Annotated in this window: 20 protein-coding genes; 13 read left to right on the forward strand and 7 right to left on the reverse strand. The window is 48.0% G+C overall.

Annotated features, from left to right (window positions below):
* Positions 1–63 precede the first annotated feature (63 nt).
* The 5 genes from ACO6VG_RS14220 to ispB form a co-directional block, all read right to left on the reverse strand.
* Positions 64–2595, reverse strand: coding sequence for a hypothetical protein (locus ACO6VG_RS14220; protein WP_422474409.1), 2532 nt, complete (start codon positions 2593–2595; stop codon positions 64–66).
* 134 nt (positions 2596–2729) lie between these two features.
* Positions 2730–2855, reverse strand: coding sequence for a hypothetical protein (locus ACO6VG_RS14225; protein WP_422132921.1), 126 nt, complete (start codon positions 2853–2855; stop codon positions 2730–2732).
* 435 nt (positions 2856–3290) lie between these two features.
* A complete protein-coding gene (locus ACO6VG_RS14230; protein WP_422474411.1) occupies positions 3291–3881 on the reverse strand; it encodes a hypothetical protein in 591 nt (196 codons plus the stop codon).
* 65 nt (positions 3882–3946) lie between these two features.
* Complete coding sequence (locus ACO6VG_RS14235) at positions 3947–5134, reverse strand: hypothetical protein (protein ID WP_422474413.1); 1188 nt, start codon at positions 5132–5134, stop codon at positions 3947–3949.
* A gap of 669 nt (positions 5135–5803) precedes the next feature.
* Positions 5804–6781 carry an octaprenyl diphosphate synthase gene (ispB, locus tag ACO6VG_RS14240; protein WP_422474415.1) on the reverse strand — a complete coding sequence of 326 codons (978 nt, stop codon included), beginning with the start codon at positions 6779–6781 and terminating at the stop codon, positions 5804–5806.
* Positions 6782–7184: 403 nt separating this feature from the next.
* Between ispB and rplU the strand changes: the two genes are divergently transcribed.
* The 4 genes from rplU (at position 7185) to proB (ending at position 10576) form a co-directional block, all read left to right on the forward strand.
* Positions 7185–7496: a 50S ribosomal protein L21 gene (rplU, locus tag ACO6VG_RS14245; protein ID WP_422132925.1), complete on the forward strand. Its 312-nt coding sequence runs from the start codon at positions 7185–7187 to the stop codon at positions 7494–7496.
* A 143-nt stretch (positions 7497–7639) separates the two neighbouring features.
* Positions 7640–7897, forward strand: a complete 258-nt coding sequence (gene rpmA, locus ACO6VG_RS14250; protein ID WP_422132926.1) for a 50S ribosomal protein L27 — start codon at positions 7640–7642, stop codon at positions 7895–7897.
* Between the two features lie 219 nt (positions 7898–8116).
* On the forward strand, positions 8117–9325 hold the full coding sequence (gene cgtA, locus ACO6VG_RS14255; RefSeq protein WP_422474417.1) for an Obg family GTPase CgtA: 1209 nt from the start codon (positions 8117–8119) through the stop codon (positions 9323–9325).
* A 120-nt stretch (positions 9326–9445) separates the two neighbouring features.
* The gene (gene proB, locus ACO6VG_RS14260; RefSeq protein WP_422132928.1) at positions 9446–10576 is read left to right on the forward strand and encodes a glutamate 5-kinase; all 1131 of its coding nucleotides are present in this window, start codon (positions 9446–9448) and stop codon (positions 10574–10576) included.
* An 86-nt stretch (positions 10577–10662) separates the two neighbouring features.
* On the opposite strand, the gene ACO6VG_RS14265 is transcribed toward proB, so the two are convergent.
* Together ACO6VG_RS14265 and rpsT are read right to left on the reverse strand one after the other, a co-directional pair.
* The gene (locus ACO6VG_RS14265) at positions 10663–11874 is read right to left on the reverse strand and encodes a hypothetical protein (protein ID WP_422132929.1); all 1212 of its coding nucleotides are present in this window, start codon (positions 11872–11874) and stop codon (positions 10663–10665) included.
* Between the two features lie 143 nt (positions 11875–12017).
* Complete coding sequence (gene rpsT, locus ACO6VG_RS14270; RefSeq protein WP_317142656.1) at positions 12018–12284, reverse strand: 30S ribosomal protein S20; 267 nt, start codon at positions 12282–12284, stop codon at positions 12018–12020.
* Positions 12285–12572: 288 nt separating this feature from the next.
* Between rpsT and murJ the strand changes: the two genes are divergently transcribed.
* The 9 genes from murJ (at position 12573) to ACO6VG_RS14315 (ending at position 24211) form a co-directional block, all read left to right on the forward strand.
* Complete coding sequence (murJ, locus tag ACO6VG_RS14275) at positions 12573–14156, forward strand: murein biosynthesis integral membrane protein MurJ (RefSeq protein ID WP_422132930.1); 1584 nt, start codon at positions 12573–12575, stop codon at positions 14154–14156.
* 180 nt (positions 14157–14336) lie between these two features.
* Complete coding sequence (ribF, locus tag ACO6VG_RS14280; protein WP_422132931.1) at positions 14337–15260, forward strand: bifunctional riboflavin kinase/FAD synthetase; 924 nt, start codon at positions 14337–14339, stop codon at positions 15258–15260.
* A 168-nt stretch (positions 15261–15428) separates the two neighbouring features.
* On the forward strand, positions 15429–18266 hold the full coding sequence (gene ileS / locus ACO6VG_RS14285; protein ID WP_422474419.1) for an isoleucine--tRNA ligase: 2838 nt from the start codon (positions 15429–15431) through the stop codon (positions 18264–18266).
* Between the two features lie 232 nt (positions 18267–18498).
* Positions 18499–18993, forward strand: coding sequence for a signal peptidase II (gene lspA / locus ACO6VG_RS14290; RefSeq protein WP_422132933.1), 495 nt, complete (start codon positions 18499–18501; stop codon positions 18991–18993).
* 96 nt (positions 18994–19089) lie between these two features.
* On the forward strand, positions 19090–19575 hold the full coding sequence (locus tag ACO6VG_RS14295; RefSeq protein ID WP_422474421.1) for an FKBP-type peptidyl-prolyl cis-trans isomerase: 486 nt from the start codon (positions 19090–19092) through the stop codon (positions 19573–19575).
* Entirely contained in the window at positions 19572–20516 is a 945-nt protein-coding gene (gene ispH / locus ACO6VG_RS14300) for a 4-hydroxy-3-methylbut-2-enyl diphosphate reductase (protein ID WP_422474423.1), read from the forward strand. Before ACO6VG_RS14295 ends, ispH begins: the two co-directional genes overlap by 4 nt.
* Before the next feature lie 162 nt (positions 20517–20678).
* Positions 20679–21266 (forward strand): ANTAR domain-containing response regulator, encoded by a 588-nt coding sequence (locus ACO6VG_RS14305; RefSeq protein WP_422132936.1) that lies wholly within the window; start codon positions 20679–20681, stop codon positions 21264–21266.
* Positions 21267–21717: 451 nt separating this feature from the next.
* Positions 21718–23061: a CmpA/NrtA family ABC transporter substrate-binding protein gene (locus ACO6VG_RS14310; protein WP_422137081.1), complete on the forward strand. Its 1344-nt coding sequence runs from the start codon at positions 21718–21720 to the stop codon at positions 23059–23061.
* A 151-nt stretch (positions 23062–23212) separates the two neighbouring features.
* Entirely contained in the window at positions 23213–24211 is a 999-nt protein-coding gene (locus tag ACO6VG_RS14315) for an ABC transporter permease (RefSeq protein ID WP_422132937.1), read from the forward strand.
* Positions 24212–24227: the final 16 nt, after the last annotated feature.

Raw genomic sequence — 24227 nt, forward strand, 5'->3', positions numbered from 1 at the left:
TTAGTCCTTTTCTGACGTCTGCAAATAACCCTCTGTCTACGAACATGGCTGTCTGTTGTTTTACTAGAAACCTAAATCGAAACTGTTATCTGGACCGCTAAAATCGATGTTGCCTATCTCGATGTTGCCTATCTCGATGTTGCCTATCTCGAGGTTGCCTAGCTCGAGGTTGCCTATCTCGAGGTTGCCTAGCTCGAGGTTGCCTAGCTCGAGGTTGCCTAGCTCGAGGTTGCCTAGCTCGAGGTTGCCTAAATCGAGACTGCCTAAGTCGAGACTGTTACCCAGACCGCTTAAATCGATGCTGTCACCGATACCGCTTAAATCGAGACTGCCTTGATCAAGAACATCTCCAATGACTGAATCTGAAATTGATAAATTTCCTGTGACAGTAGACGGAGAAAGATCTCCGCGCACATCACCGGTATCAGATGAATATCTGCTACCCATATTGACGGGATATTCAGGGCTTAATAGGGCAGCATACACATAGGGCATCAAAAACCCATCTATTGGAAAAAACCAGGCAGTGGGACTCATTTGAGCCAAGCTATGGTAATAACTGCCAAGCTTCTGATGGTGCAACGACAATGAGTTGTCTAATTCTTGCTTTTTCTGGCTCACAAGTTTATCGAACTCATGGGATTTAATTAAAACCTGAGCGTCAAGCTTGCGCTTGAGATTAGCGATGGCAGTTTCTTTTAAATTCTGACATTTGTTTTCTGTGGTTGGATAAGCTTTGATCTTTTTAATCTCTTTATTTATTATTTTTGGTCTCGGTATTTTTTTTTGGTAAGTCCGTGGGTTCATATGTGTTTCATTAAAAAATTTGTCGATTAGTTCTTCAGCGCTTTTTCTCATTTTGTCTGTGGGTGCTAGTATCATAGCTTCCAAGGAAAGCGTAATAGCCTCTTTTAAAGGTATTTTTAATCTATCTGTGTCAAGACGACTTCTAATGTGGCGAAAACTAAGATCCGCTTTTTTAAATTTCTTGGTAGCTTCTTTAATTTTTTCATTGTAGCGTGTGAGAATACTTGGTTCTCTAATTAGAGTGCTAATTTGATTTTGATAATTAGTTTTGTGTGAGCCAATAATCTTTTCAATCTGTGACTGACTGTTTTTAATAAAAACTTTTCTTGATGCGTCTACGGTTTTATAAAACTGTTGATTAATTTTCTGTTCAATGATTTTTTTATGAAGTTTCCTGAGGTCAACATGGTCTGGATTTATTGCTAAAGCTTTCAGGCAAAAGGTGCTCTTGTCTTTATCAAAACCTGCATGTTTGGTGAGCCGGTAAAAGTGCTCGAAACTGACTGCCTGGGATACCACTTTTTTATACAAGATATCAAACTGTTTTGAGGAATGTGGATTTAAGGCAGTGACTTTATCAAATGTAAGGAGTGCATCATCAAAGTTTTTAATAAATGTACACATCTTATTGAATAATCTGTCGGCAACCTCATCTCTAGTAAATTCGCCCAGTCCAGCAAGACTTACTCTGATAAAAGCCCTTATCCCGGCAGCTAATGAGTCGACCTCGTTGGTTAGTAAAGAAGATGCCTTTTTGAGAATTATTTTTTTACTGTCTTCACGAATAGCTTTCATCTTCTTATCAAGTAAAAACAGTGATTCAGTGGATACCTCTTCAGGTAAATGCTCTATTGTTTTTATCATATGCTGAATAAGAAAATTATGCTTTAAATCTGACAGGGTTCTTATATTTCCTTCATGATTTTCAACGAATTCTATTAACGACTCCATAGTGTTGAGTGAATCAAGGTGACGGCACATATTAGCAACGGCTATGTTATGCAGTGTTGCATTCAAATTTTTAAGAAGCTCTAAGTTTCTTTGTACTCTTTCTTGCCCCCACGTCTGCAGATTAATGCGAAGATGATCCAGACTTTTTTGCTCTTTCTGTATCTTTTCATCGACCAAACAAGAAACCCTGTATATCAACTGGAGAGTCTCGGCATTACCGGAGTCAGGGTGTTGAGCCTGGTCCTCGTCAAATAACGTCTTTAATGAGTCCTTTAGCGGACAGAGCGTATCGGGAAATGCAATGAACTCAGATAGCTCTGAGTAGACGAGATTCAGTAGGGGGCTGATACTGGAAAATGATTGGGTGGCACGCTTCAGATTATCTTCCAGGAGCGTATATATATTCTGTATTTGTTCATCAAGCCTATTCTGTAGTCTGACGTATCTTCTGTTATCGTATCTGTGTACGGGCCACTTAAGATTCTCATCTATATTAGATTTCAGTGTTTCCAACGCCAATTTGTTGCGCTCATAATCTTCCAAAGGCTTATCCTTATTTGCATAAGCTTGAAAGCTACTCCGATAGCTATCAATCTGGCGTTCAATTTCACTGAGGCCTAAACGCAACCAAACAAAATTGGGTAGCAGGCATCGAAAACATGATTGATCAAGTGCTGCAATTCTGGAGCGTCTTTGTAGTCCGGTACTTTGTGGTCCACTTGTTAAGGCCGATGAATCGATGTTCACAAGGGGCAATACTGAAGTAGTTTGTTCTCCATGATTCTGGGATGATTGCCATCTCGTATCAGTTTTTGTTAAGGAAAAATCATGTATCATAGTAATCTCCAATTTGAGCCTGAGTAGTCAGTTAGAAACAGACGCTGAGAAAAGCCGATTAATCAATTCTTGCTAAGTGGTTCCTCAGTTGTTTTCGAGTATTTCTGACCATAATGGCGGGTTAGACTGTGATTTCATGAAAATGTTCCATACATTTTTTCTGTTATTTTCTCATTACGTGAAATCTTTGCTGCATTGCTGATGAAGCCCGTCCTTCCAACCTCTGATCCAGCCATCGTTGCTTCACTCAAAAAAGGCATAAACTGCTCCCGACATCCTGCGACGGTGGATTCAGGTCAGGTAATTATCAGACCGATGGGTTCTGAGGCGCAGCTTGATCCAATAAGAGGTTGGGTGGCTGACCAACAGAAGGTGAATCTGCTTGCCAGCTGCTCACACTTAATGGTTTAGGTTGAAATAAAGGTTCAGTGCCTTGCAGGTGGATAGCATCCACCTGAAGAGAGAAGCTGTTCGGCAGGCTAGCAGCCTGTCGGACTTAAGACTGTCCTACTGCGGTTGCAATAAATTGGTCTGAAAATCCGCTTTTGTTCGTCAAATAGCTCGCTATTCTCCTCACAAAACCGAATTTTCATACTCAATTTTCTGCCGTCCTCGCTACGGGCGCTATTCTCGGTCAGGCTGCTAGTGTTCAGAATGTTCTGGCCACAGCAAAACGTGCCAGGTCTTCCGTAGCGTCACGATACTCGCAGCAGCATGCAGGTGCCATCCAGACCGATAGCGATTGTTTCCACGGGCTCGGTAAGTGATGGCAAGTCGTAGCGAGTGTCTTTCTGGTCTTCGACTAACGCACCTACTCTGTCGGATAAATGCTTGATGTACGAGTTTGACAGTACTCTTTGATGATTGGTTTCAAAATCTTCTTTTACAGCAGGAGCAGGCATCTGACTGTATTTCCAGGCAAGAGTTTTGGCAAATTTGGGTGTAGCAGAGCCAACAATCCCAGTGCGAAGATCAATCGGTGCCAAAGTACTTCCACCCCTGACCCCCTGATAAACAGAACGTTCCATGGGTACGCGCCCGTATAAGGTTTCGTAGTGCTTCAGCACTTTTCCCTTATAGCTGCTCCACTTCTGCTGGTTAACGACGATAGGTTCTTTATTAGGGGGCTCAAATAGCTTCAGTAACTCTTGAGTTCCGAGTTGCCCTGCTTCATTCAGTGCTCTCTGCAAACCATCTTCAAGATTCAGCATGTTCCCAGAATCAATAGGCACCACAATCTGCTGGACAATAGTTTTCTCTCGGCGGGCAATAATAGAAGCAGACATGACAGGTTACTACTATGAAAAGGTGTTTCCATAATAGCTGTAAATTAAGTGTACATTTGTTTCAATCATTCAGAGAGAGCAACAAAAGCTTTCAGGAAAAGGGTGCTCTTGTCTTTATCAAAAGCTGTATGATTGGTGAGCCGGTAAAAGTGCTCGAAACTGACTGCCTGGGATACCACTTTTTTATACAAGATATCAGAATGTTTTTTTGAGGTATGTGGATTTAAGGCAGTGACTTTATCAAATGTAAGAAGTGCATCATCAAAGTCTTTAATAAATGTACACATCTTATAGAATAATGCCTCGGCAACCTCATCTTTTCTAAATCCACCCAGTCCAGTAAGACTTGCTCTGATAAAAGCCTTTATCCCGGCATCTAATGAGTCGATCTCGTTGGTTAGTAAAGAAGATGCCTTTTTGAGAATTATTTTTTTACTGTCTTCACGAATAGCTTCCATCTTCTTATCAAGTAAAAACAGTGGTTCAGCGGATACCTTTTCAGGTAAATGCTCTATTGTTTTTATCATACGCTGAATAAGAGAGTTATGGTTTGAATCTGACAGGGTTCTTATATTTCCGCCATGATTTTCAACGAATTCTATTAACGACTCCATAGTGTTGAGTGAATCAAGGTGACGGCACATATTAGCAACGGCCATGTCATGCAGGGTTGCATTCAGATTTTTAAGAAGCTCTAAGTCTCTTTGTGTTCTTTCTTGCCTCCTCATCTGCAGTCTAATGCGAAAATGATCCAGGCTTTTTTGCTCTTCCTCTATCTTTTGATCGACCAAACAAGAAACCTTGTATATCAACTGGAGAGTCTCGGCATTACCGGATTGGGGGTGTTGCGCCTGGTCCTCGTCAAATAACCTCTTTAATGAGTCCTTTAGCGGACAGATCGTATCGGGGAGTGCAATGAACTCAGATAGCTCTGAGTAGACGAGGTTCAGTAGGAGGCTGATACTGGAAAATGATTGGGTGGCACGCTTCAAATTAGCTTTCAAGAGTGTATCTACATTCTGTATTTGTTCATCAAGTCTATTCTGTAGCCTGACGTATCTTCTGTTATCGTGTCTGCGTACGTGTCTGCGTATGGGCCACCTGAGATTCTCATCTATATTAGACTCCAGTGTTCTCAATGCCAATTTGTTGCGCTCATAAGCTTCCAAAGGCTTATCCTTATCGGCATAAGCTTGAAAGCTATTCCGATAGCTATCAATCTGGCGTTCAATTTCACTAAGGTCAAAATCCAACCGAAAAGATTCGGGTAATTTGGGTAGCAGGCATCGAAGGCATGATTGATTAATTGCTTCAATTCTGGAGCGTCTTTGCAGCCCGGTACTTTGTGGTTCAGGTGTTAAGGGCAATGAATCGATGTTCACAACCGATGAATCGATGTTCACAAGGGGCAATACTGAAGAAGCGGTTTGTTCTCCATGATTCTGGGATGATTGCCATCTCGTATCAGTCTTTGTTAAGGAAAAATCATGTATCATAGCAATCTCCAATTTGAGCATGAGTGGTCAGTTAGACACAGACGCTGAGATAAGCCGATTAATCAATTCTTGCTAAGTGGTTTCTCAGTTGTTTTCCAGTATTTCTGACCATAATGAAGGTTTAGACTGTGATTTCATGAAAATGTTCCCTACATTTTTCTGTTATTTTCTCATTATGTGTTTTGCCCCCTTCGATTCGGATGATAGAAGTCGTAGATCAAAATCTGATAGATGAATAAAATGAAGGGCTTATCAAGCTGATGGGTTCTGAGGTGCAGCTTGATTCCATAAGAGTTTGGGTGGCTAACCAACAGAAGGTGAATCTGCTTGTCAGCTGCTCACACCCGATGGTTTAGAGTGAAATAAAGGTTCAGTGCCTTGCAGGTGGATAGCATCCACCTGAAGAGAGAAGCTGTTCGGTAGTGTTCAGAATGTTCTGGCCACAGCAAAACGTGCCAGGTCTTCCATAGCGTCACGATATTCGCTGTCAGGCAAGGCCTGCAGGCAGGCAATGGCCTTCTCAGACTGTTCTCTGGCTATGCGGGATGTGTAATTCAGCGCTCCACAGGTGCGAACCGCCTCAACAATTTGATCAATCTTATCCAGACCACCTTGTTCAATAGCTTCCCTGACCAGTGCTTTCTGCTCCGGGGTGCCCTGGGAGAGAGTGAATATCAAGGGCAAAGTGGGTTTGCCTTCTGCCAGGTCATCGCCAAGGTTTTTTCCCATGTCTTCGCTGCTGCCCTCATAGTCCAGCAGGTCATCTACCAGCTGGAATGCCATGCCCAGATGATTGCCAAAATCTCTCAGGGATTGTTCAACCCTGCTGTCCACATTAGACAGGATCGCTGCAGTATGGGTAGAGGCTTCAAAGAGCATGGCGGTCTTACATCGGATAACATCCATATACTGTTCTTCTGTCACGCTGGCATCGTTGATATTCATCAACTGCATGACTTCACCCTCAGCAATGATATTAGTGGCATCAGAGAGAATCTTGAGCAGCTTCATGTTGTCCAGACTGACCATCATCTGAAAGGCTCGGGAATAGAGAAAGTCGCCCACCAGAACACTGGGAGCATTACCCCAGAGCGCGTTGACCGTATCGCGACCTCGGCGGAGGTCCGACTGGTCCACGACATCATCGTGCAGCAGCGTTGCGGTATGGAGAAACTCGATGATAGCCGCCAGTGGGATATGGTCCTGTCCCCGAAAGCCTGTGGCGCCTGCGGTCAGCAGAACCAGAAGGGGTCTGAGCCGTTTGCCTCCGGACTGGATTATGTACTGGCCAATTTTGCTGACCATGACAACATCCGAGTGCAGTTGTTCGGCGATGTACTGGTTAACCAGAGCAAAATCTTCGCTGACAACGGTTTGAAAGGAGTGCTTGTTGCGTTCAGGCATAAGGCTGCTGCAGAGATAGGGAAATCGAGCATCGTAGGTAGAGACCACCCGGCTGTCAATAGCTGTATGACTTTGGTGCTTATTTCATGGGTATCACCCCCAGGGGTCATAAAGGATAAATCGGGGTTGCCAGTCGGATTGCAATTCCTTAGAATTTGCGCCCCTGTCTTACAATCTGACTGAGAATCCGGGCGGCGGTCCATTTTGTCATGCTTTTGAGCTCTGTTTTCAGAGTTGATCAGAAGTTTATGCGGCGCAGCCCACCTTGAAGTGATGATCAGATAGACGTAGATGGCATTGAAAATTCCGGTCTGAGTACCCTGGTCTTGTTTTCTTGAACCAAAGCCTGGATCTCGCCGGATGCCTTTGACAAAGAGGCTATTAAGGATTTTCGGAGATAAATATGTACGCAGTTATCAAAACTGGCGGCAAACAGTACCGTGTTGCTGAAGGCACAACCCTGAAGGTTGAAAAACTGGACGTAGCTGCAGGTGAAAGCCTGGATATTAACGACGTTCTGCTGGTAGCTAATGGTGAAGAAGTCAAGATCGGCGCTCCTGTTGTTGAAGGTGCCAAGGTGACTGCTGAAGTTGTAGCTCATGGTCGTGGTCCAAAGATCAAGATCATAAAGTTCAAGCGTCGTAAGCATCACCGCAAGCAGATGGGCCACCGTCAGTGGTTCACTGAGCTGAAAATTACCGGCATTGCTGGCTAATAATCAGGCCTTTTAATTGCTGAAGCCGCTCAAGGCTGATTAAAAGGGCATGGCTGATGGACTGGAAACAGTTCGTTAAATACTTCTAAGGTCTGCATCTGGTGTGGTAGCCGGCTGTTTGACCGGGCTAAAAGGAGAGCAGCATGGCTCACAAAAAAGCAGGTGGTTCTACTCGTAACGGTCGCGATTCAGAAAGTAAACGCCTTGGCGTTAAGCGTTTCGGCGGTCAGGTAGTCAACGCAGGTAATATCCTGGTTCGTCAGCGTGGCACCAAGTTCCACGCGGGTGAAAACGTCGGTATTGGCAGGGATCATACCCTGTTTGCCAAGGCTGACGGTAAGGTTGTTTTTGAGGTTAAAGGTCCTCAGAAGCGTAAGTACGTTCGCATCGAAGCTGCGTAACAGTACTTTTCTGGTGTTTACCCCCTGTTGAGGGTGGCGCCACGGGAAAGCCCTGCTTTTTGGCGGGGCTTTCTTGTATATGCGTAAAGTGATTTGAGTGGTGTAGACTCCTGAAGTTGAGTGTCTGGAGGTCAATGCTTTTCTTTTGCTGCAGGCATTTGGGTGAGTATTTATCTGCAGGCATTGGCCGTCTGAAGTCATTGCTGCGGGAGGTTTTGAATGAAGTTTGTCGATGAAGCCACCATCAGGGTTCAGGCTGGCAAAGGTGGCAATGGCTGCCTGAGTTTCAGGCGAGAAAAGTATGTTGCCAAAGGGGGGCCGGACGGTGGCGATGGTGGTGACGGAGGCAGCATCTATGTGGTTGCCGGGAACGACCTGAACACGCTGGTGGATTATCGCTATCAGCGCAGCTATCAGGCAGAAAATGGTGAGTCGGGTCGTGGTCGCAATTGCTCCGGTGCCAAGGGGCAGGATCTGGAATTGCCTGTACCTGTGGGCACTACGGTTGTGGATGATGAAACAGAAGAAGTGATTGGTGATCTGACACACGAGGGCCAAAAGTTACTGGTCGCCCAGGGTGGCTGGCATGGTCTGGGTAACACCCGCTTTAAATCCAGCGTCAACCGTGCTCCGAGACAGACAACCAAGGGTTCTGCGGGTGAAGAGCGTTCGCTCAGGCTGGAGCTCAAGGTTATCGCTGACGTGGGGCTTCTGGGTATGCCCAATGCGGGTAAGTCTACCTTTATTCGCTCAGTCTCTCATGCCAGGCCGAAAGTAGCAGACTATCCCTTTACCACGCTGGTTCCTAATCTCGGTGTGGTGAGTGTGGAGAAGCATCGCAGTTTTGTTATCGCTGATATTCCCGGTCTGATTGAGGGGGCTGCCGATGGTACGGGTCTGGGAATTCGATTCCTTAAGCATCTTTCACGTTGTCGTGTACTCCTGCATTTGGTCGATGTGGCTCCCTTCGACGAGAGCGATCCTGTGCATGTGGCAAATGCCATTGTCGATGAGTTGAAAAGTTTCAGTCCGGCTCTGGCTGAACGTGAGCGCTGGCTGGTGCTGAACAAGCTGGATTTGTTGCCCGAAGAGCAACAGCAGGAGATCTGTGATCGGGTGATTGCAGAGCTGGGCTGGGAAGGACCTGTTTACAAGATTTCCGCAATCTCTTCCCGGGGTACAGAAAAGTTGGCCCAGGATCTGATGTCTTACATTGAAGAGCGTAATCTTCAGGAGAGCGAAGATGCTGAACTGGCTGCTCAGGAAGCAGAGGCCCGTCAGAAGCTGGAGCACGAAGCCAGAGGGCGTATGCGTGAGCTGGCGGAAGAGAGGAGGCAGCAGCGTCTTGCCAGAAAAGCTGAAAAAGCGGCTCGGGACGACGATGATCATGACGACGATGATGATGTTGAAGTCTTCTACGCACCTTAGAGGCTGTGGCAAAACTGGCGAGCAAAGCTGAACCACTTTATAACTCAGTATTAGCGAAGCACTGCACGACAGCCTTCTCAGGTTCAGGGGCGAGTGCAGGAGAAAGTGCAGGAGAGCAACATGAGTGAGCGTAGCAGGCTGAAAACAGCCCGACGCTGGGTGGTCAAAATAGGTAGCGCCCTGTTAACGGATGAAGGGCGTGGTCTGGCTATTGATCAGATAGATGGTTGGGTCGATGAGTTGTGCGAACTGCGTAAGCAAGGTGTTGAGCTGGTTCTGGTGTCATCCGGAGCTGTCGCGGCTGGCATGGAAAAGCTTGGACAAAAGGAGCGACCGACCGCTCTGAACGAGCTTCAGGCTGCGGCTGCCGTGGGGCAAACGCGACTCGTTCAAACCTGGGAGAGCAGCTTTCAGAGGCATGGTATCCAGCCGGCTCAGGTGTTACTGACCCATGCGGACCACAGCAATCGTCAACGCTATCTGAATGCTCGCAGCGCCTTGAGAACACTGCTTGATATGGATGTGGTTCCCGTCGTTAATGAGAACGATACCGTTGTGACCGATGAGATTCGCTTTGGTGATAACGATACTCTCGGTGCTCTGGTGGCCAACCTGGTGGAGGCCGATATCCTGGTGATTCTGACGGATCAGGAAGGTTTGTATACTGCCGATCCTCGTAAAGACCCCAGGGCGAGACTGGTGAGTGAGGCCAGGGCCTTTGATTCGTCCCTGGATGTTATGGCAGGTGGTGGCAGTGGTCGTTTGGGGCGCGGTGGCATGCAAACCAAGCTTCGGGCGGCTCGTCAGGCGGCGGCATCTGGTGCGGCAACGGTTATTGTGGGCGGCAAGATTGAGAGTGTCATCACTCGCCTTTTTGAACAGGAAGCTTTGGGGACCTTGCTCACTCCGGATCATGAGCGATTGGCTGCTCGCAAGCAGTGGTTGCAGGGGCACATGCAAACTTCAGGAAAGCTGGTTCTGGATGCGGGTGCCGTTAATGTGCTTAAAAACCAGGGCAAAAGTCTTCTTGCCGTGGGGGTAAAGGCTGTAGAAGGTCACTTCCTTCGGGGCGAGATGGTGGCCTGCATTGATGAGTCGGGTCAGGAAGTGGCCCGTGGCTTGATCAATTACGGGGCTGATGATGCCCGGAAGATCATGGGCAAACCCAGTCACCAGATAGGTGAGTTGTTAGGTTATTCAGGTGAGCCCGAGCTTTTGCATCGAGATAATATGGTGCTTGCTGGGCATTGAGTCAGGTATGGGATCAGATCGCAACTCATTGAGGTATTCGTCTTTATGATCTGATCCCGGTTTCATGGACACCGGTATAATTATTGTCAATCCTGTTTCTTTTTCCACAAAAAGGATGCTGCTCTTCCCAGATGCCCACCAAGCCAAGCGGTTTTTCGAGCAATAAATCCTGAATGTTTGGCGGCCCAGTGAATCATGAAAAAATTAGTGGCGACAAATTTCTTGCCGTAGTAAGGCCAGTTTCTGGCGCTGATGGCGCTGTAATTTTTATCGTATTTGAAAATAGGGATGCAATCTTCCAGCGGGTAGCCTGTTATGCTTTCGAAGATGATGTTAAACGCTGCCTGACCAAATGAAACGCCCAGTGCCTGTGTTGTGCCCATGCTCAGATATTTGGCCGCTGCCAATTTGATAGCGCTGAATGTAAATGCAGTGGCTGCAACCTGCTGGGTCAGAATAGCCCATGAGGTTGTTGCCACCGTGTTATAATCTGCCTCCGAAGCACGTAGCTTCTCATACTCTTCTTTAACTGCCTCTGCGGAATAACCATTGGTGTCCCACTCATCTTGAAACTCGCCCCCTTTGTTTTGTTGAAAGAGCAGACCTGCCTGGGCGGCAATGCCGGCGGTATTCAGCGCCAGAATGGTGAGTGAATTCCAGATGCCTGTTTGCTGGAACGAAATTCCCAGGCCGAGTGCCAGGATGTAGTAAATGGTGTATTCAGAAGCACCACTTGCGGCGAATACCAGAGGTGGAAGCAGGAGAAGCGTGCCGCTATTTCTGTTCATATAATCACTGATTCCAGCGTTAGGTATGCCGGAATCTTTTTGATAGAGAGCCTGAGCCTTTCCGGGTTCCATCAGGATCTCTTTTGAATTCTCCGGGGAGACGGTGCGGTAATAAAACTCATGATCCCCTTTGCGGAACAAGTTGGACGACTTTTCAGTCTTCGCAACAGCGTCCGCGATCTTCCGGAAGGCTTCCTGATCGTTGTCGTTTGCAGCAGGTTGGCTGCCAATTTTGACTTTCTCCATGATTTTTGAAATTTCGCCGGTGCAAACGACCTTGGGATGCAAAGGGTGGTCGGATATCGTCTTTTGCACGAGTGCGGCAGCCTTGACGGGATTTATTTTGTAGTCAAATCTGGCTATCCCCATCTCGGTAATTAAATCGGTCGTTGTGCCTTTGGGGGCACAGAGCACCAGAGTGATTTCCGGAGGTAGGGCTGGCGTCGCGTAAGAGAACGTTGCTGCCAGACTGGTGAAAGCGAGTAAGATTAACGAATAAAAATGCCGCATGGTTAAGGTCCTCGTTGAGAGGGGGTAGGAAGAAATAATGCGGAAGTATAGTTGTGAATTTTAAGTTTCAATTTGTAAAGGCATAAAAAAAGCCGGTGAAAACCGGCCTTTTTGTTATGCCCTTGCTATGCAAGGGCTGGCAATTATGCAGACAGAGCTTTGATCTGTGCATTCAGGCGGCTCTTGTGGCGAGCAGCCTTGTTTTTGTGGATGATGCCTTTGTCGGCCATGCGGTCGATCACTGGAACAGCCGCAGTGTATTCAGTTTTAGCCAGTTCAACGTCTTTGGCTTCGATGGCGCGAACTACTTTTTTGATGGAAGTGCGAACCATGGAGCGCAGGGAAGCATTGTGAGTACGACGCTTCTCAGCCTGACGGGCGCGCTTCTTGGCGGATGGAGAGTTAGCCATTTGTGGTGCTCCTAAGAATCTTAATTAACCATTTGCACTGTTTTTAAACAGGGCTGCTTCGGGCACCCTGTTGGGAGTATGGTGTTTGCCGCGTCACAAATGAATCCCCCGGGCAAGGGTCTCACCAGTGCCATACCCATACAGTCAAGTCGCGGAATCATGCCTATTTGGACAAGGGTTGTCAATAAGGCTTCCTGGCGCTATGGCGTGCAAACCCGAATGGTGAGGCTGTTAATAACTTTGACAACTCAGTACTATTATCGGTTTTTGATCGTTTGAGCGACCTGAATGTCCACAGAAAACTTATCAGACAGTCCTCAGAAGAGTGAAGCTGAGGATAAATCACCCAGTTTGCTGAGGTCGAGCCTGGTCGTGGGCATAATGACCATGCTTTCCCGGATTTTGGGGTTGGCCAGAGATGTGGTTATTGCTGGGTATTTTGGTTCCACATCGTCAGCAGATGCGTTTTTTGTTGCCTTCAAGATTCCAAATTTTCTTCGTCGACTGTTTGCTGAGGGGGCTTTCTCCCAGGCATTTGTGCCGGTGTTGTCAGAGTATCGTACTAAACGCAGCTTTGATGAGGTGCGCTATCTGATCAGTCGGGTCAGTGGCACTCTGGCAGGTTTGCTGCTGTTGGTGACCCTGGTCTGCATGTTGGCCTCTCCCCTGTTAATCCGCCTGTTTGCTCCGGGTTTTATGGATTATCCCGAAAAACTGTTGTTGGCTCAGGAGATGTTGAGGATTACCTTTCCCTATCTTCTGTTGATCTCGCTGACGGCTCTGGCGGGCTCCATTCTGAATAGTTACAACCGCTTTGCAGTACCTGCGTTTACCCCGGTTCTGCTGAATCTCAGCATGATTGGCTCTACTGTATTGCTGTCGCAATGGTTTGATGAGCCTGTCATGGCTCTGGCCTGGGGTGTGGTGATTGCCGGCGTGTCACAGTTGTTATTGCAAATTCCTTTTTTATTGCAGATTCGCTTGCTGCCAGCTCCCGGGTGGGGACATAAGCATGAGGGTGTAAGGCGTATCATGAAACTGATGATTCCAGCGTTGTTTGGGGTGTCTGTCAGTCAGGTCAACTTATTACTGGATACGGTGCTGGCGTCTTTTCTGGAAACCGGGAGTGTCTCCTGGCTTTATTACTCAGACCGTTTGTCTGAACTGCCGCTGGGTGTTTTCGGTATTGCTATTGCCACAGTGATTCTTCCAAGCCTCTCTCGCAAGCATGCTGATGACCACGGAGATCAGTTTTCCAAAACCCTGGACTGGGCAATTCGTCTTGTCCTGTTGATTGGCGTTCCGGCGGGCATTGCGCTGTTCATTCTGTCAGAGCCTCTGTTGGCAACATTGTTCGACTACGGTGAGATGCAGAACCGGGACGTTATTATGGCGGGTATGAGTCTTCGGGCTTATTCCCTGGGATTGATTGCTTTTATGCTGATCAAGGTGCTTGCACCCGGCTACTTTGCCCGTCAGGACACCAAAACTCCGGTCAAGATTGCCATCATTGCGATGGTGGCCAATATGGCTTTTAATCTGATGTTGGTTTTCTGGCTTAAACATGCGGGTCTGGCCCTGGCTACTACCCTGTCTGCTTTCCTGAATGCCGGACTATTGTTCTGGGGGTTAAAGCGTTCCGGTGTATTCACTCCTGAATCGGGGTGGTGGTTGTTCTGCGGGCGACTGATCTTTGCCAATCTCGCAATGGCGGTGCTACTGCTCTGGATGGCGGGTGACGCTGCCTGGTGGCTGGATGCAACGCTCTGGCAGCGAGTGTTTGAAATGGCGAAAGTGGTTGCTGCCGGGCTTGCTGTTTACGCAACGGCCTTACTGGTTGTAGGTTTGCGCCCTGTTCACTTCAGGCATTAATGAGCAGTGTCTGGCGGGCAGTTTTTTACTGTCTGTCAGGCTTCCTTTCAGTACTTTTCCGGGCGACAGATTCAACCCGGGAAAAAAGAGCGGTGATTTGATGAACATGGCTCTTAAGTACAAAACGCTCCTGAGATATAATCCCTGCCTTTGCCAGCCTAACAGAGAATAGACCGCCTAATGCAGTTGATTCGCGGAATGCACAATATCAGACCGGAGCATCGCGCCTGTGTTGCGACTATTGGTAATTTTGATGGTGTTCATCTTGGACACCGGACTATCCTGGAGACACTGCGGCAGCAAGCTTTCGAGTTGGATGTCAGGATTTGTGTGATCACTTTTGAACCTCAGCCCCGGGAATATTTTCAGGGCGATCAGGCACCGGCAAGACTGACTAACCTGAGAGAGAAACTGACACTTCTGGAAGAAGCCGGTGTAGATCAGGTACTGTGCCTGCCTTTCAATCAGAAACTGCAAAACCTGACACCGGATGATTTTGTTATGAAGGTGCTGGTGGATGGACTGGATATACGCTATCTGATAGTGGGAGATGATTTCCGTTACGGATTGAAGCGGCAGGGAAATTTTGCGCACCTGAGAAAGATGGGCGATCAATTCGGGTTCGAGGTGTGCGACACCCGAACGGTATCTATGGATATGGACCGTATCAGCAGTACCCGGATTCGTGAGCAGTTGGCGAGTGTGAGTCTGGATGCGGCAGAGAAATTGTTAGGACGTCCCTTCACCATGATGGGGCGTGTTACAAAAGGCCAGCAGTTGGGCAGGCAGTTGGGCTTTCCAACTGCGAATATACGTGTCTGCAGGCGGACACTGCCTATACAGGGAGTGTTTGCAGTCAGGGCATGGTTCGATGGCCGAAGCTATGATGCGGTGGCTAACCTGGGTGTCAGGCCAACCGTGAATGCCACCCGTGCCATGCTGGAAGTGCACCTTCTGGACTATCAGGGTGACCTGTATGGCCACACCCTGCGGGTAGAATTTATCAAGAAGATCCGCAGTGAGAAAAAGTTTGAATCGCTGGATGCTCTCAAGGCAGCGATTGCTGATGATGTGGAAGCCGCAAGAAGCTTCTTTCATCAATGAGCCGGATTCAAAAAAGCTGTTTCACGAATACTCAGAAAAACAGCTTGTGAGAAGATTGCTGAGAAACATCGTCTGGAACTTCCGGGCGAGTTTCTTGAAACAGTTTGGGATGACGAGCTTTGGGCCTGTTTGTCTGGCCCGCAAGACGTGTGATGATGAGATCCAACTATGACCGACTATAAGCATACATTGAACTTGCCGGAGACTGATTTCCCAATGCGTGGAAATCTGGCCAAGCGTGAGCCTGAAATGCTCAAGCGCTGGTACGACGAAGCGCTTTACGAAGAGATTCGCAAGGTGTCCGAAGGTCGTGACAAGTTCATTCTGCATGATGGCCCTCCTTATGCCAATGGCGACATCCATATCGGTCACGCGGTCAATAAAATCATTAAGGACATGATCATCAAGTCCAAAACCCTGAGCGGTTTTGATGCTCCCTACGTGCCGGGCTGGGACTGCCACGGCCTGCCGATTGAACATAAAGTGGAAGGCATGTTGGGCAAGGCGGGCGATAAGGTTGATTTTAAAACCTTCCGTGCCAAGTGCCGGGAGTATGCCGCCAAGCAGGTCAATGGTCAGCGTGAAGATTTCAAACGCATGGGCATCCTGGGTAGCTGGGATAAGCCTTACCTGACCATGGACTTCCAGACCGAAGCCGACATTATCCGGGCCTTGGGTAAAATAGCCGACAACGGTCATCTGGTGAAAGGTTATAAGCCTGTTTATTGGAGTGTGGTTGGGGGGTCTGCATTGGCTGAGGCTGAAGTGGAATACCAGGAAAAAACCTCTACCCAGGTTGATGTGCGTTACGCCGCTCTGGACGAAGCTGATCTACTGTCTGCTTTTGATTTTGACAATGATGGCAAAGGTAATGAGCAGGGTGAAGGCGAAGTAGCCGTTGTTATCTGGACCACAACGCCATGGACTCTGCCATCCTCCCAGGCAGTAACACTGGGTGCAGAATTGGGTTATGCACTGATTCAGTGTCAGGTCAACGGTCAGCCTGCACGACTGATTCTGGGCGAACAGTTGGTTGAGTCTGCCATGCAACGCTACGGTATTGAAGACTACACTATCATTGCCCGTAGTCTGGGAGCCCGGCTTGAAGGCAAAAAAGTAGCCCATCCATTCTATCATCGTGAAATCCCCCTGATTCTGGGTGATCATGTCACCACCGACGCCGGTACCGGCTCTGTACATACTGCACCTGACCATGGTGTCGATGACTTTAACGTTGGTAAAAAGTACGGCATTGGCACACTGAACTATCTGGATGATGCCGGTCTCTATCGCAGTCATGTTGAACGTTTTGCCGGAGAGCATGTTTACAAGGTTGATCCAAAGGTTGTTGAAACGTTAGAAGAAAATGGTCGTCTTTTGGCTCAGGCCAAAATGGTGCACAGCTATCCACACTGCTGGAGAACCAAAACGCCCCTGATTTTCCGTGCTACACCGCAATGGTTTATCAGTATGGAAAAAGAAGGCCTGCTAAACACAGCCATGAAATCTCTGGATAATGTCAGGTTCACTCCAGACTGGGGTCGTAACCGTATGGAGTCCATGCTGGGCCAGAGCCCCGACTGGTGTATCTCTCGTCAGCGTACCTGGGGTGTGCCCATTGCTCTGTTTATTCACAAGGAAACCGAAGAGCTGCATCCTGATACCTCTGCACTCATTGAAAAAGTGGCCTTGAAAGTCGAGCAGAAAGGTATGGATGCCTGGTTTGATCTGGAGCCTGCTGATCTGTTATCAGCAGAAGATGCTGAGCACTATGTGAAGGTGACAGACACTCTGGATGTATGGTTTGACTCCGGTGTCACCCACTACTCTGTGTTGGATCGTCGCGAAGGTTTGCAGTCCCCTGCAGATATCTATGTAGAAGGATCTGACCAGCACCGTGGCTGGTTTCAGTCTTCCCTGAAGACCGGCATTGCTACTAAAGGTGTGCCACCCTACAAGCAGCTTCTGACCCATGGCTTCACGGTGGATGCCAATGGTCGCAAGATGTCCAAGTCTTTGGGCAATGTTATCGCCCCCCAGAAGGTATTCAAGTCACTGGGTGCAGATATTTTACGTCTCTGGGTGTCTGCAACAGACTACACCGCAGAAATGACCGTGTCTGATGAAATCCTCAAGCGCACGGCAGACAGCTATCGTCGTATTCGTAATACGGCTCGTTTCCTGCTGTCTAACCTAAACGGCTTCAACCCTGAAACCGACAGTGTAGCCTGGGATGATATGCTGTCTCTTGATCGCTGGGCCGTTGGCCGTGCCATGGGTCTGCAGAAGGAAGTCATTGACGCCTATGACAGCTATAACTTCCTTAATGTTTACCAGAAAGTTCATAATTTCTGCTCTCTGGATTTGGGTGGTTTCTATCTGGACATCATCAAGGATCGTCAGTATACAACCCGGTCAGATAGTCTGGCGCGTCGCAGCTGTCAGACGGCTATGTTCCATATTGTTGAAGCCTTTGCCCGGTGGATTGCTCCCATCACCAGCTTTACGGCCGATGAGATCTGGCAGTCCATTCCTGGCTCGCGCAGCAAGTCTGTTCTGCTGGAAACCTGGTATGAAGACCTGAAAAGCCTGGAAGGTGATGAATTGGGTGCAGATTACTGGAACTCTGTCATGGCCGTAAAACACGCCGTCAATAAGGCGCTTGAAGATGCTCGTAAAGAAAGTGTGATCGGTGGCGGATTGGAAGCAGAAGTGACCTTGTTTGCCAGTGATGAACTGTTGGAAACGCTGGGCAAACTAGGCGATGAACTGCGCTTTGTCCTGATTACTTCCAAGGCTGAACTCAAGCCTCTGCCTGAAGCTGTGAAGGCTGTGGATACCGAAGTTGAGGATTTGAAGGTTGCTGTTCGCAAGTCAGTGCATGAGAAGTGTGATCGTTGCTGGCACCGTCGTGAAGACGTTGGCACTATTGAAGCACACACTTCACTCTGCGGGCGTTGTGTTGAAAATGTTGACGGTGAAGGTGAGGTCAGAAGATTTGCCTGATTGATCGTCATGAATCAGAAATGCCCGATAGCGTTCGGGCATTTTTTTCATTCACTGGTGCTCTATTTTTTGACTGCATGAACAGTCAGACGGACAAGGAAAAGTCACCTTCTCCGGTTATAGACATAGAGCTTTATCTTCTATTTCGGTTTGTAACCATATCGACATTTATACGACTCGGCATAAGATTTAACTGGGACTCACTAAAACAGATTAAAAGGGCCTCAACAGTATGAGAAAAAAATCCTGGGGAATGCTCCACTGGTTGTGGATAAGTGGAGTGGTTCTGATTCTGGATCAGGTGGTCAAGCATCGCATTGTGGACAGCTTATACCTTTATGAGCAGGTGCCTGTCATTCCTTCCTTTTTCTCGCTGACTCTGGCCTATAATACTGGCGCCGCATTCAGTTTTCTGAGTGATCAGGGTGGCTGGCAACGGTGGCTTTTTGTGGGGGTAGCATCCGTCGTCAGCCTGATGTTGGTCATCTGGCTTGCCCGAATGAAGAGAGAAGAAAGTTGGCAGGCCTGCTCAATGGCTCTGATACTGGGAGGTGCACTGGGCAATCTTTATGATCGGATCATGAATGGTTACGTCGTGGATTTTCTGCTGGTGTATCATGACGGTTGGTATTTCCCGTCCTTCAACCTGGCGGATATGGCCATAACCTCCGGTGCAGCCATGTTGGTTCTGGATATCTTCCGGCCTCAGCATAACAGTCATAGCTGAAATTATGCTGGACTATGGGGCACCTGGAGTCTTTAAGATGGCGGCAATCGTTGTCTGTGTATGAATGGATTTTTCGAAAGCGGGTATAGAAAAACAATGTCTGATGTTGTGGTAGGACCGGGAAGGCAGGTAACACTGCACTTTGCCCTGAAACTGGAAGACGGGCAGGTGGTAGACAGTAATTTTGATGGCCAGCCTGCTACATTTGTCGTGGGGGATGGGAACCTGCCTCAGGGTTTTGAGCAGGTGATTTATGGCTTGTCCGAGGGTGACCAGGGCAGCTTCAGAATCCCACCCGTCGGTGCTTTTGGTATGCCTAATCCCGAGAACATCAGGGAGTTTACCAGAGACACATTCTCTGATGATATGGAGTTGCAGGAAGGTTTAGTCGTTTCTTTTGCTGATGCCGCCAACTCTGAGCTGGCTGGCGTCATTACCGGTTTGACAGAGAGCCATGTTGAAGTGGACTTTAATCATCCACTGGCGGGTAAAGAACTGTTGTTTGAAGTGAAGGTTCTGAATATCACTCAAGCGATTCATACACCAGAAACTCATACACCAGACAAGAGCGCAAAGGCATGAAAATCAGGCTGGCAAATCCCCGGGGATTCTGTGCAGGCGTTGACCGGGCTATCGACATCGTAAACCGGGCTCTGGATGTTTTTGAGCCTCCTATTTATGTGCGTCACGAAGTCGTTCACAACAAGTTTGTGGTAGAAAACCTCAAACAGCGTGGTGCCATATTTGTCGAGGAGCTCCATCAGATACCGGATGATTCTATTGTTATTTTCAGTGCTCACGGTGTCTCCAAAGCGGTCGAAGCAGAGGCTGCCCGTCGTGGTTTGAAAGTCTTTGATGCCTCTTGTCCTCTGGTCAAAAAAGTCCATATGGAAGTTGTGCGTTACTCCCGGGATAGTATGGAGTGTATTCTGATTGGTCACGATGGTCACCCTGAGGTGGAAGGTACCATGGGCCAGTACGACGACTCTAAAGGCGGGAAGATGTACCTCGTCGAAACAGAAGACGATGTTCGGAAACTGACAGTGAAAGATCCGAAACATCTTGCTTATGTTACACAGACGACACTGTCTATGGATGATACCGCCAGGGTGATTGATGCACTGAGGACCAAGTTCCCTGAAATTAATGGGCCGCGCAAAGACGATATCTGCTACGCCACTCAAAATCGTCAAGATGCCGTGAGGGCTCTGTCATCTGAATGCGATGCAGTCTTTGTGGTAGGTTCGGTGAACAGTTCCAACTCCAACCGCCTTAGAGAATTAGCCGAAAGAACAGGCGCATCAGCATATCTTGTTGACGGAGCCCAGGATATTCAGCCTGAATGGTTGGAAGGCAGACAGAGTCTGGGCATTACCGCAGGCGCTTCAGCCCCTGAAGTGCTGGTAAAAGGTGTCATCAATCGGTTGATTGAATTAGGCGCCGAAGAGCCCGAAGAACTGGAAGGGGAACAAGAGAATATTGTTTTTAGCATGCCCAAAGAGCTCCGGATGGTAGAAGTCTGACACATCCAATTGGCCAGGCATCAGGCATTTGCATCGATTTCGTTTCCGGAACAGCTGGCTGGTTCTGAATGCTAAACCCGTTCCTCATTGCTCTGGTACAGCCCTTGCTTAAAAATAGTCTGTGAATAGTTATCTTTTCAGGGATATAAAGTGTTACAGGCTATGGATTCAGTGTTGTTGATTGGAGACCGTTCGGCTCGACTGTCTGTTTTAAACCAGGCACTGAATGAGTTTGGCTACCAAGTCATTAAACGACAGGGGCAGAATGAGGACCTGCTGACCCTTGTGCCCGACCTCTCGCCCGATATTCTGGTGATTGGTCTGGATAAGCCTGCCCCCTCACTTCTGGAAAAGCTGGCTCTGATCAACAAGACCTCTCCACTCCCTGTCGTAATGTTTGTAGAGCAAACCACTGACAACATCGTCCAGCAAGCCACACGATCCGGCGTTAATGCCTATATCGTGGCTGATCTGCAGCCTCAGCGCCTCAAAACCATTATTGATGTGGCCGTTGCCCGTTTTCAGGAATACCAGTCATTGAAAGATGAGCTGGAGCGGACCCGGAGTCGTCTGGAAGATCGAAAGTTACTGGACAAGGCTAAGGGGTTGCTGATGTCCAGACAGGGGATCAGTGAAGACCGGGCTTATAAAAAGTTAAGAAAGATGGCTATGGATAACGGTAAAACTCTGGCAGCTGTGGCCAGAAATGTTATTGATGTTTTCAACATGCTGGAAGAAAAAGCGTCATGATCGGAAGATTGCTCGTTGTTGGTGCGCAATTTCAGTGTCGTGCACCAAACCGAAATAAAAATGAAACAAAATTGAAAAAAGATCAGAGTTAGAGGCCGAAATTAGTTGGCACGAAGAATGCTTTAACTCAGCTACAACAATAAAAAATGTTCCTGCCAAGGGCGGCAGGAGCAGGCATTCGCAACAAAGACGTTGTGAAAGAGAGCAAAGGCGCTCATCGCTATCCGGAAAAATTTCCAGGTAGCGGTGGGCGCCTTTTTTTTTACATGGATGTACCGAACCCCTGAAATGCGTGACGACAAGGTGATGGAGCGATCTATGAGCCAGAGCCGAGAAGGCATTTCAGGGGGCGGTGCAGAATAATAAATCTTTAGGTAGCAGGGCAGTGAGCTATCAGTAGAGATATTTGGAGTGACAAATGAAGTGGTTCAGACCCTTTAAGTCGGTGGCAATGAGTGCCCTGATTAGCGTCAGTGGTCTTGTGTCAATGCAGGCAAATGCCGAGTTGGGTTATCCAGAAAAAGAAGAGCTGAGGTTTGGTTTTATCAAACTGACGGACATGGCACCAATAGCCATTGCGTACGAAAAAGGCTACTTCGAAGATGAAGGCTTGTACGTCACCATAGAAGCTCAGGCAAACTGGAAAGTATTGCTCGATGGTGTCATCGATGGACGGCTCGATGGCGCGCACATGCTGGCCGGTCAGCCTATTGCTGCGACCATGGGTTATGGTACAAAAGCGGAAATCATCACTCCGTTTTCCATGGATCTGAACGGTAATGGTATCACTGTTTCCAATGAAATCTGGAAACAGATGAAACCGAATATTCCCAAACGGGCAGACGGCAAGCCTCAGCATCCTATCAAGGCGGATGCTCTGAAACCCGTTGTTGAAAAGTACAAAGACGACGGCAAACCATTCAACATGGGTATGGTCTTCCCGGTCTCCACACACAACTATGAATTAAGATATTGGTTGGCAGCGGGTGGCATTCACCCCGGATATTATGCTCCGCACAAGGGGGATACCTCAGGTCAGATTAATGCTGACGCACTGCTATCGGTGACTCCGCCACCTCAGATGCCAGCCACTATGGAGGCGGGCACTATCTATGGTTACTGTGTAGGTGAGCCCTGGAACCAGCAGGCTGTCTTCAAAAACATCGGTGTTCCTGTTGTTACGGATTACGAGATCTGGAAAGACAATCCGGAGAAAGTGTTCGGTATTACCAAAGCCTTTGCCGAAAAATACCCCAACACCACTATTCGTTTGACTCGCGCACTGATCCGTGCTGCCAAATGGCTGGATGAAAACAACAACGCCAACCGTCCTGAGGCTGTGAAAATACTTTCCCAGTCCAATTATGTAGGTGCTGACTACGACGTGATTGCCAACAGCATGACCGGTACTTTCGAATATGAGAAAGGTGACAAACGTGAAGTACCTGATTTCAACGTCTTCTTCCGTTACAACGCTACTTATCCCTACTACTCTGATGCGATCTGGTATCTGACCCAGATGCGTCGCTGGGGACAGATTTCTGAAGATAAACCCGATTCCTGGTACGTCGACATTGCCAAGAAAGTTTATCGCCCGGATATCTATGAAGCAGCTGCCAGGTCCCTGATCGAAGACAAACTGGCCAAGGTTAGCGACTTCCCGAACTTTGCAGAAGAAGACGGGTTCAGAAATCCACAGACCCACTTTATTGACGGCATCGTCTACAACGGCAAGAAGCCTAATGAGTACATCAACAAGTTCAGTATTGGTCTGAAGCAGGGCGACAAGATTTGATTTTGTTGTGAATGGATCAGCCTTGTGGTTGATCCATTCAAGCTCGGGCTGATGATTTTGAAAATACAGCCCCATCACGATTTGTGCACTGTTTTATGTTCCGGGATGGGCTGAATTTTCCGCTCAAGGCTGTTTGGGGGAGAGAACCAACATGACAACTGAAACTGCGTTGGCCAATAACAATACTAACAAGCCAATTATTTCTGAAAATCTTAAAACAACAATAATAATAACCTTTAAAACCCTGTTGATTCCTTTTGCCGGCATCCTGGTCTTTCTGATGATTTGGTCAGGGGTCGCCAGCAAAATTGATACATCACTGGGCCAATTTCCCGGACCCTCGGCAGTCTGGGAGCAAATGGGGTCGCTCTATGAAGAACACAGCGCCGAACGATTCAAAGAGCAGGCCTTCTATGAGCGACAAGAGAAGCGTATCGAAGCCAGACTGGCCAAGGACCCGGATTACGTACCCAAAATTCGTGCCTACACCGGTAAAGAAACGTTTCTGGACCAGATCTTCACCAGCCTTATCACTGTGCTGAGTGGATTTGTCCTGGCAGCAGTCATCGCCATACCCCTGGGGATTGCCATAGGACTGAATAAAACCCTGAATGCGGCAGTGAATCCTGTTATTCAGATTTTTAAACCGGTTTCTCCCCTGGCTTGGCTACCTTTGGTGACCATGGTCGTCAGTGCTGTGTATGTCAGTCCTGACCCTTTGGTAGCCAAGTCCTTTTTAAATTCCATGATTACCGTCACGCTCTGTTGTCTGTGGCCCATGGTAATCAACACTTCAGTGGGCGTTTCTTCTATTGAGAAGGATCTGGTGAATGTCAGCCGTGTGCTGAGACTGCCAGCCCTGAAGCATGTGCAGAAAATTGTTCTGCCCGCTTCCATACCGATGATTTTCACCGGTATGAGATTGTCGTTAGGGGTTGCCTGGATGGTTCTGATCGCTGCGGAAATGCTGGCTCAGAACCCCGGCCTTGGAAAGTTCGTCTGGGATGAGTTCCAGAATGGCAGCTCCAACTCTCTGGCCCGGATTATGGTGGCCGTTATCGTCATCGGGTTTATCGGTTTTCTGCTGGATCGCACCATGCTTCAGCTGCAGCGCTTTGTCTCCTGGGACAAGGCCGGCATAGTCAGTTAATTCACGGAGGTGACGG

The organism is Endozoicomonas sp. ALB032, assembly GCF_049310125.1.
Taxonomy (GTDB): domain Bacteria; phylum Pseudomonadota; class Gammaproteobacteria; order Pseudomonadales; family Endozoicomonadaceae; genus Endozoicomonas_A.

What these genes read in the sequence shown, in the direction of transcription:
- ACO6VG_RS14220 (WP_422474409.1), bottom strand. Translation starts at nt 2,595, where the DNA reads ATGATACATGATTTTTCCTTAACAAAAACTGATACGAGATGGCAATCA.
- ACO6VG_RS14225 (WP_422132921.1), bottom strand. Translation starts at nt 2,855, where the DNA reads ATGCCTTTTTTGAGTGAAGCAACGATGGCTGGATCAGAGGTTGGAAGG.
- ACO6VG_RS14230 (WP_422474411.1), bottom strand. Translation starts at nt 3,881, where the DNA reads ATGTCTGCTTCTATTATTGCCCGCCGAGAGAAAACTATTGTCCAGCAG.
- ispB (WP_422474415.1), bottom strand. Translation starts at nt 6,781, where the DNA reads ATGCCTGAACGCAACAAGCACTCCTTTCAAACCGTTGTCAGCGAAGAT.
- rplU (WP_422132925.1), top strand. Translation starts at nt 7,185, where the DNA reads ATGTACGCAGTTATCAAAACTGGCGGCAAACAGTACCGTGTTGCTGAA.
- rpmA (WP_422132926.1), top strand. Translation starts at nt 7,640, where the DNA reads ATGGCTCACAAAAAAGCAGGTGGTTCTACTCGTAACGGTCGCGATTCA.
- cgtA (WP_422474417.1), top strand. Translation starts at nt 8,117, where the DNA reads ATGAAGTTTGTCGATGAAGCCACCATCAGGGTTCAGGCTGGCAAAGGT.
- proB (WP_422132928.1), top strand. Translation starts at nt 9,446, where the DNA reads ATGAGTGAGCGTAGCAGGCTGAAAACAGCCCGACGCTGGGTGGTCAAA.
- ACO6VG_RS14265 (WP_422132929.1), bottom strand. Translation starts at nt 11,874, where the DNA reads ATGCGGCATTTTTATTCGTTAATCTTACTCGCTTTCACCAGTCTGGCA.
- rpsT (WP_317142656.1), bottom strand. Translation starts at nt 12,284, where the DNA reads ATGGCTAACTCTCCATCCGCCAAGAAGCGCGCCCGTCAGGCTGAGAAG.
- murJ (WP_422132930.1), top strand. Translation starts at nt 12,573, where the DNA reads ATGTCCACAGAAAACTTATCAGACAGTCCTCAGAAGAGTGAAGCTGAG.
- ribF (WP_422132931.1), top strand. Translation starts at nt 14,337, where the DNA reads ATGCAGTTGATTCGCGGAATGCACAATATCAGACCGGAGCATCGCGCC.
- ileS (WP_422474419.1), top strand. Translation starts at nt 15,429, where the DNA reads ATGACCGACTATAAGCATACATTGAACTTGCCGGAGACTGATTTCCCA.
- lspA (WP_422132933.1), top strand. Translation starts at nt 18,499, where the DNA reads ATGAGAAAAAAATCCTGGGGAATGCTCCACTGGTTGTGGATAAGTGGA.
- ACO6VG_RS14295 (WP_422474421.1), top strand. Translation starts at nt 19,090, where the DNA reads ATGTCTGATGTTGTGGTAGGACCGGGAAGGCAGGTAACACTGCACTTT.
- ispH (WP_422474423.1), top strand. Translation starts at nt 19,572, where the DNA reads ATGAAAATCAGGCTGGCAAATCCCCGGGGATTCTGTGCAGGCGTTGAC.
- ACO6VG_RS14305 (WP_422132936.1), top strand. Translation starts at nt 20,679, where the DNA reads ATGGATTCAGTGTTGTTGATTGGAGACCGTTCGGCTCGACTGTCTGTT.
- ACO6VG_RS14310 (WP_422137081.1), top strand. Translation starts at nt 21,718, where the DNA reads ATGAGTGCCCTGATTAGCGTCAGTGGTCTTGTGTCAATGCAGGCAAAT.
- ACO6VG_RS14315 (WP_422132937.1), top strand. Translation starts at nt 23,213, where the DNA reads ATGACAACTGAAACTGCGTTGGCCAATAACAATACTAACAAGCCAATT.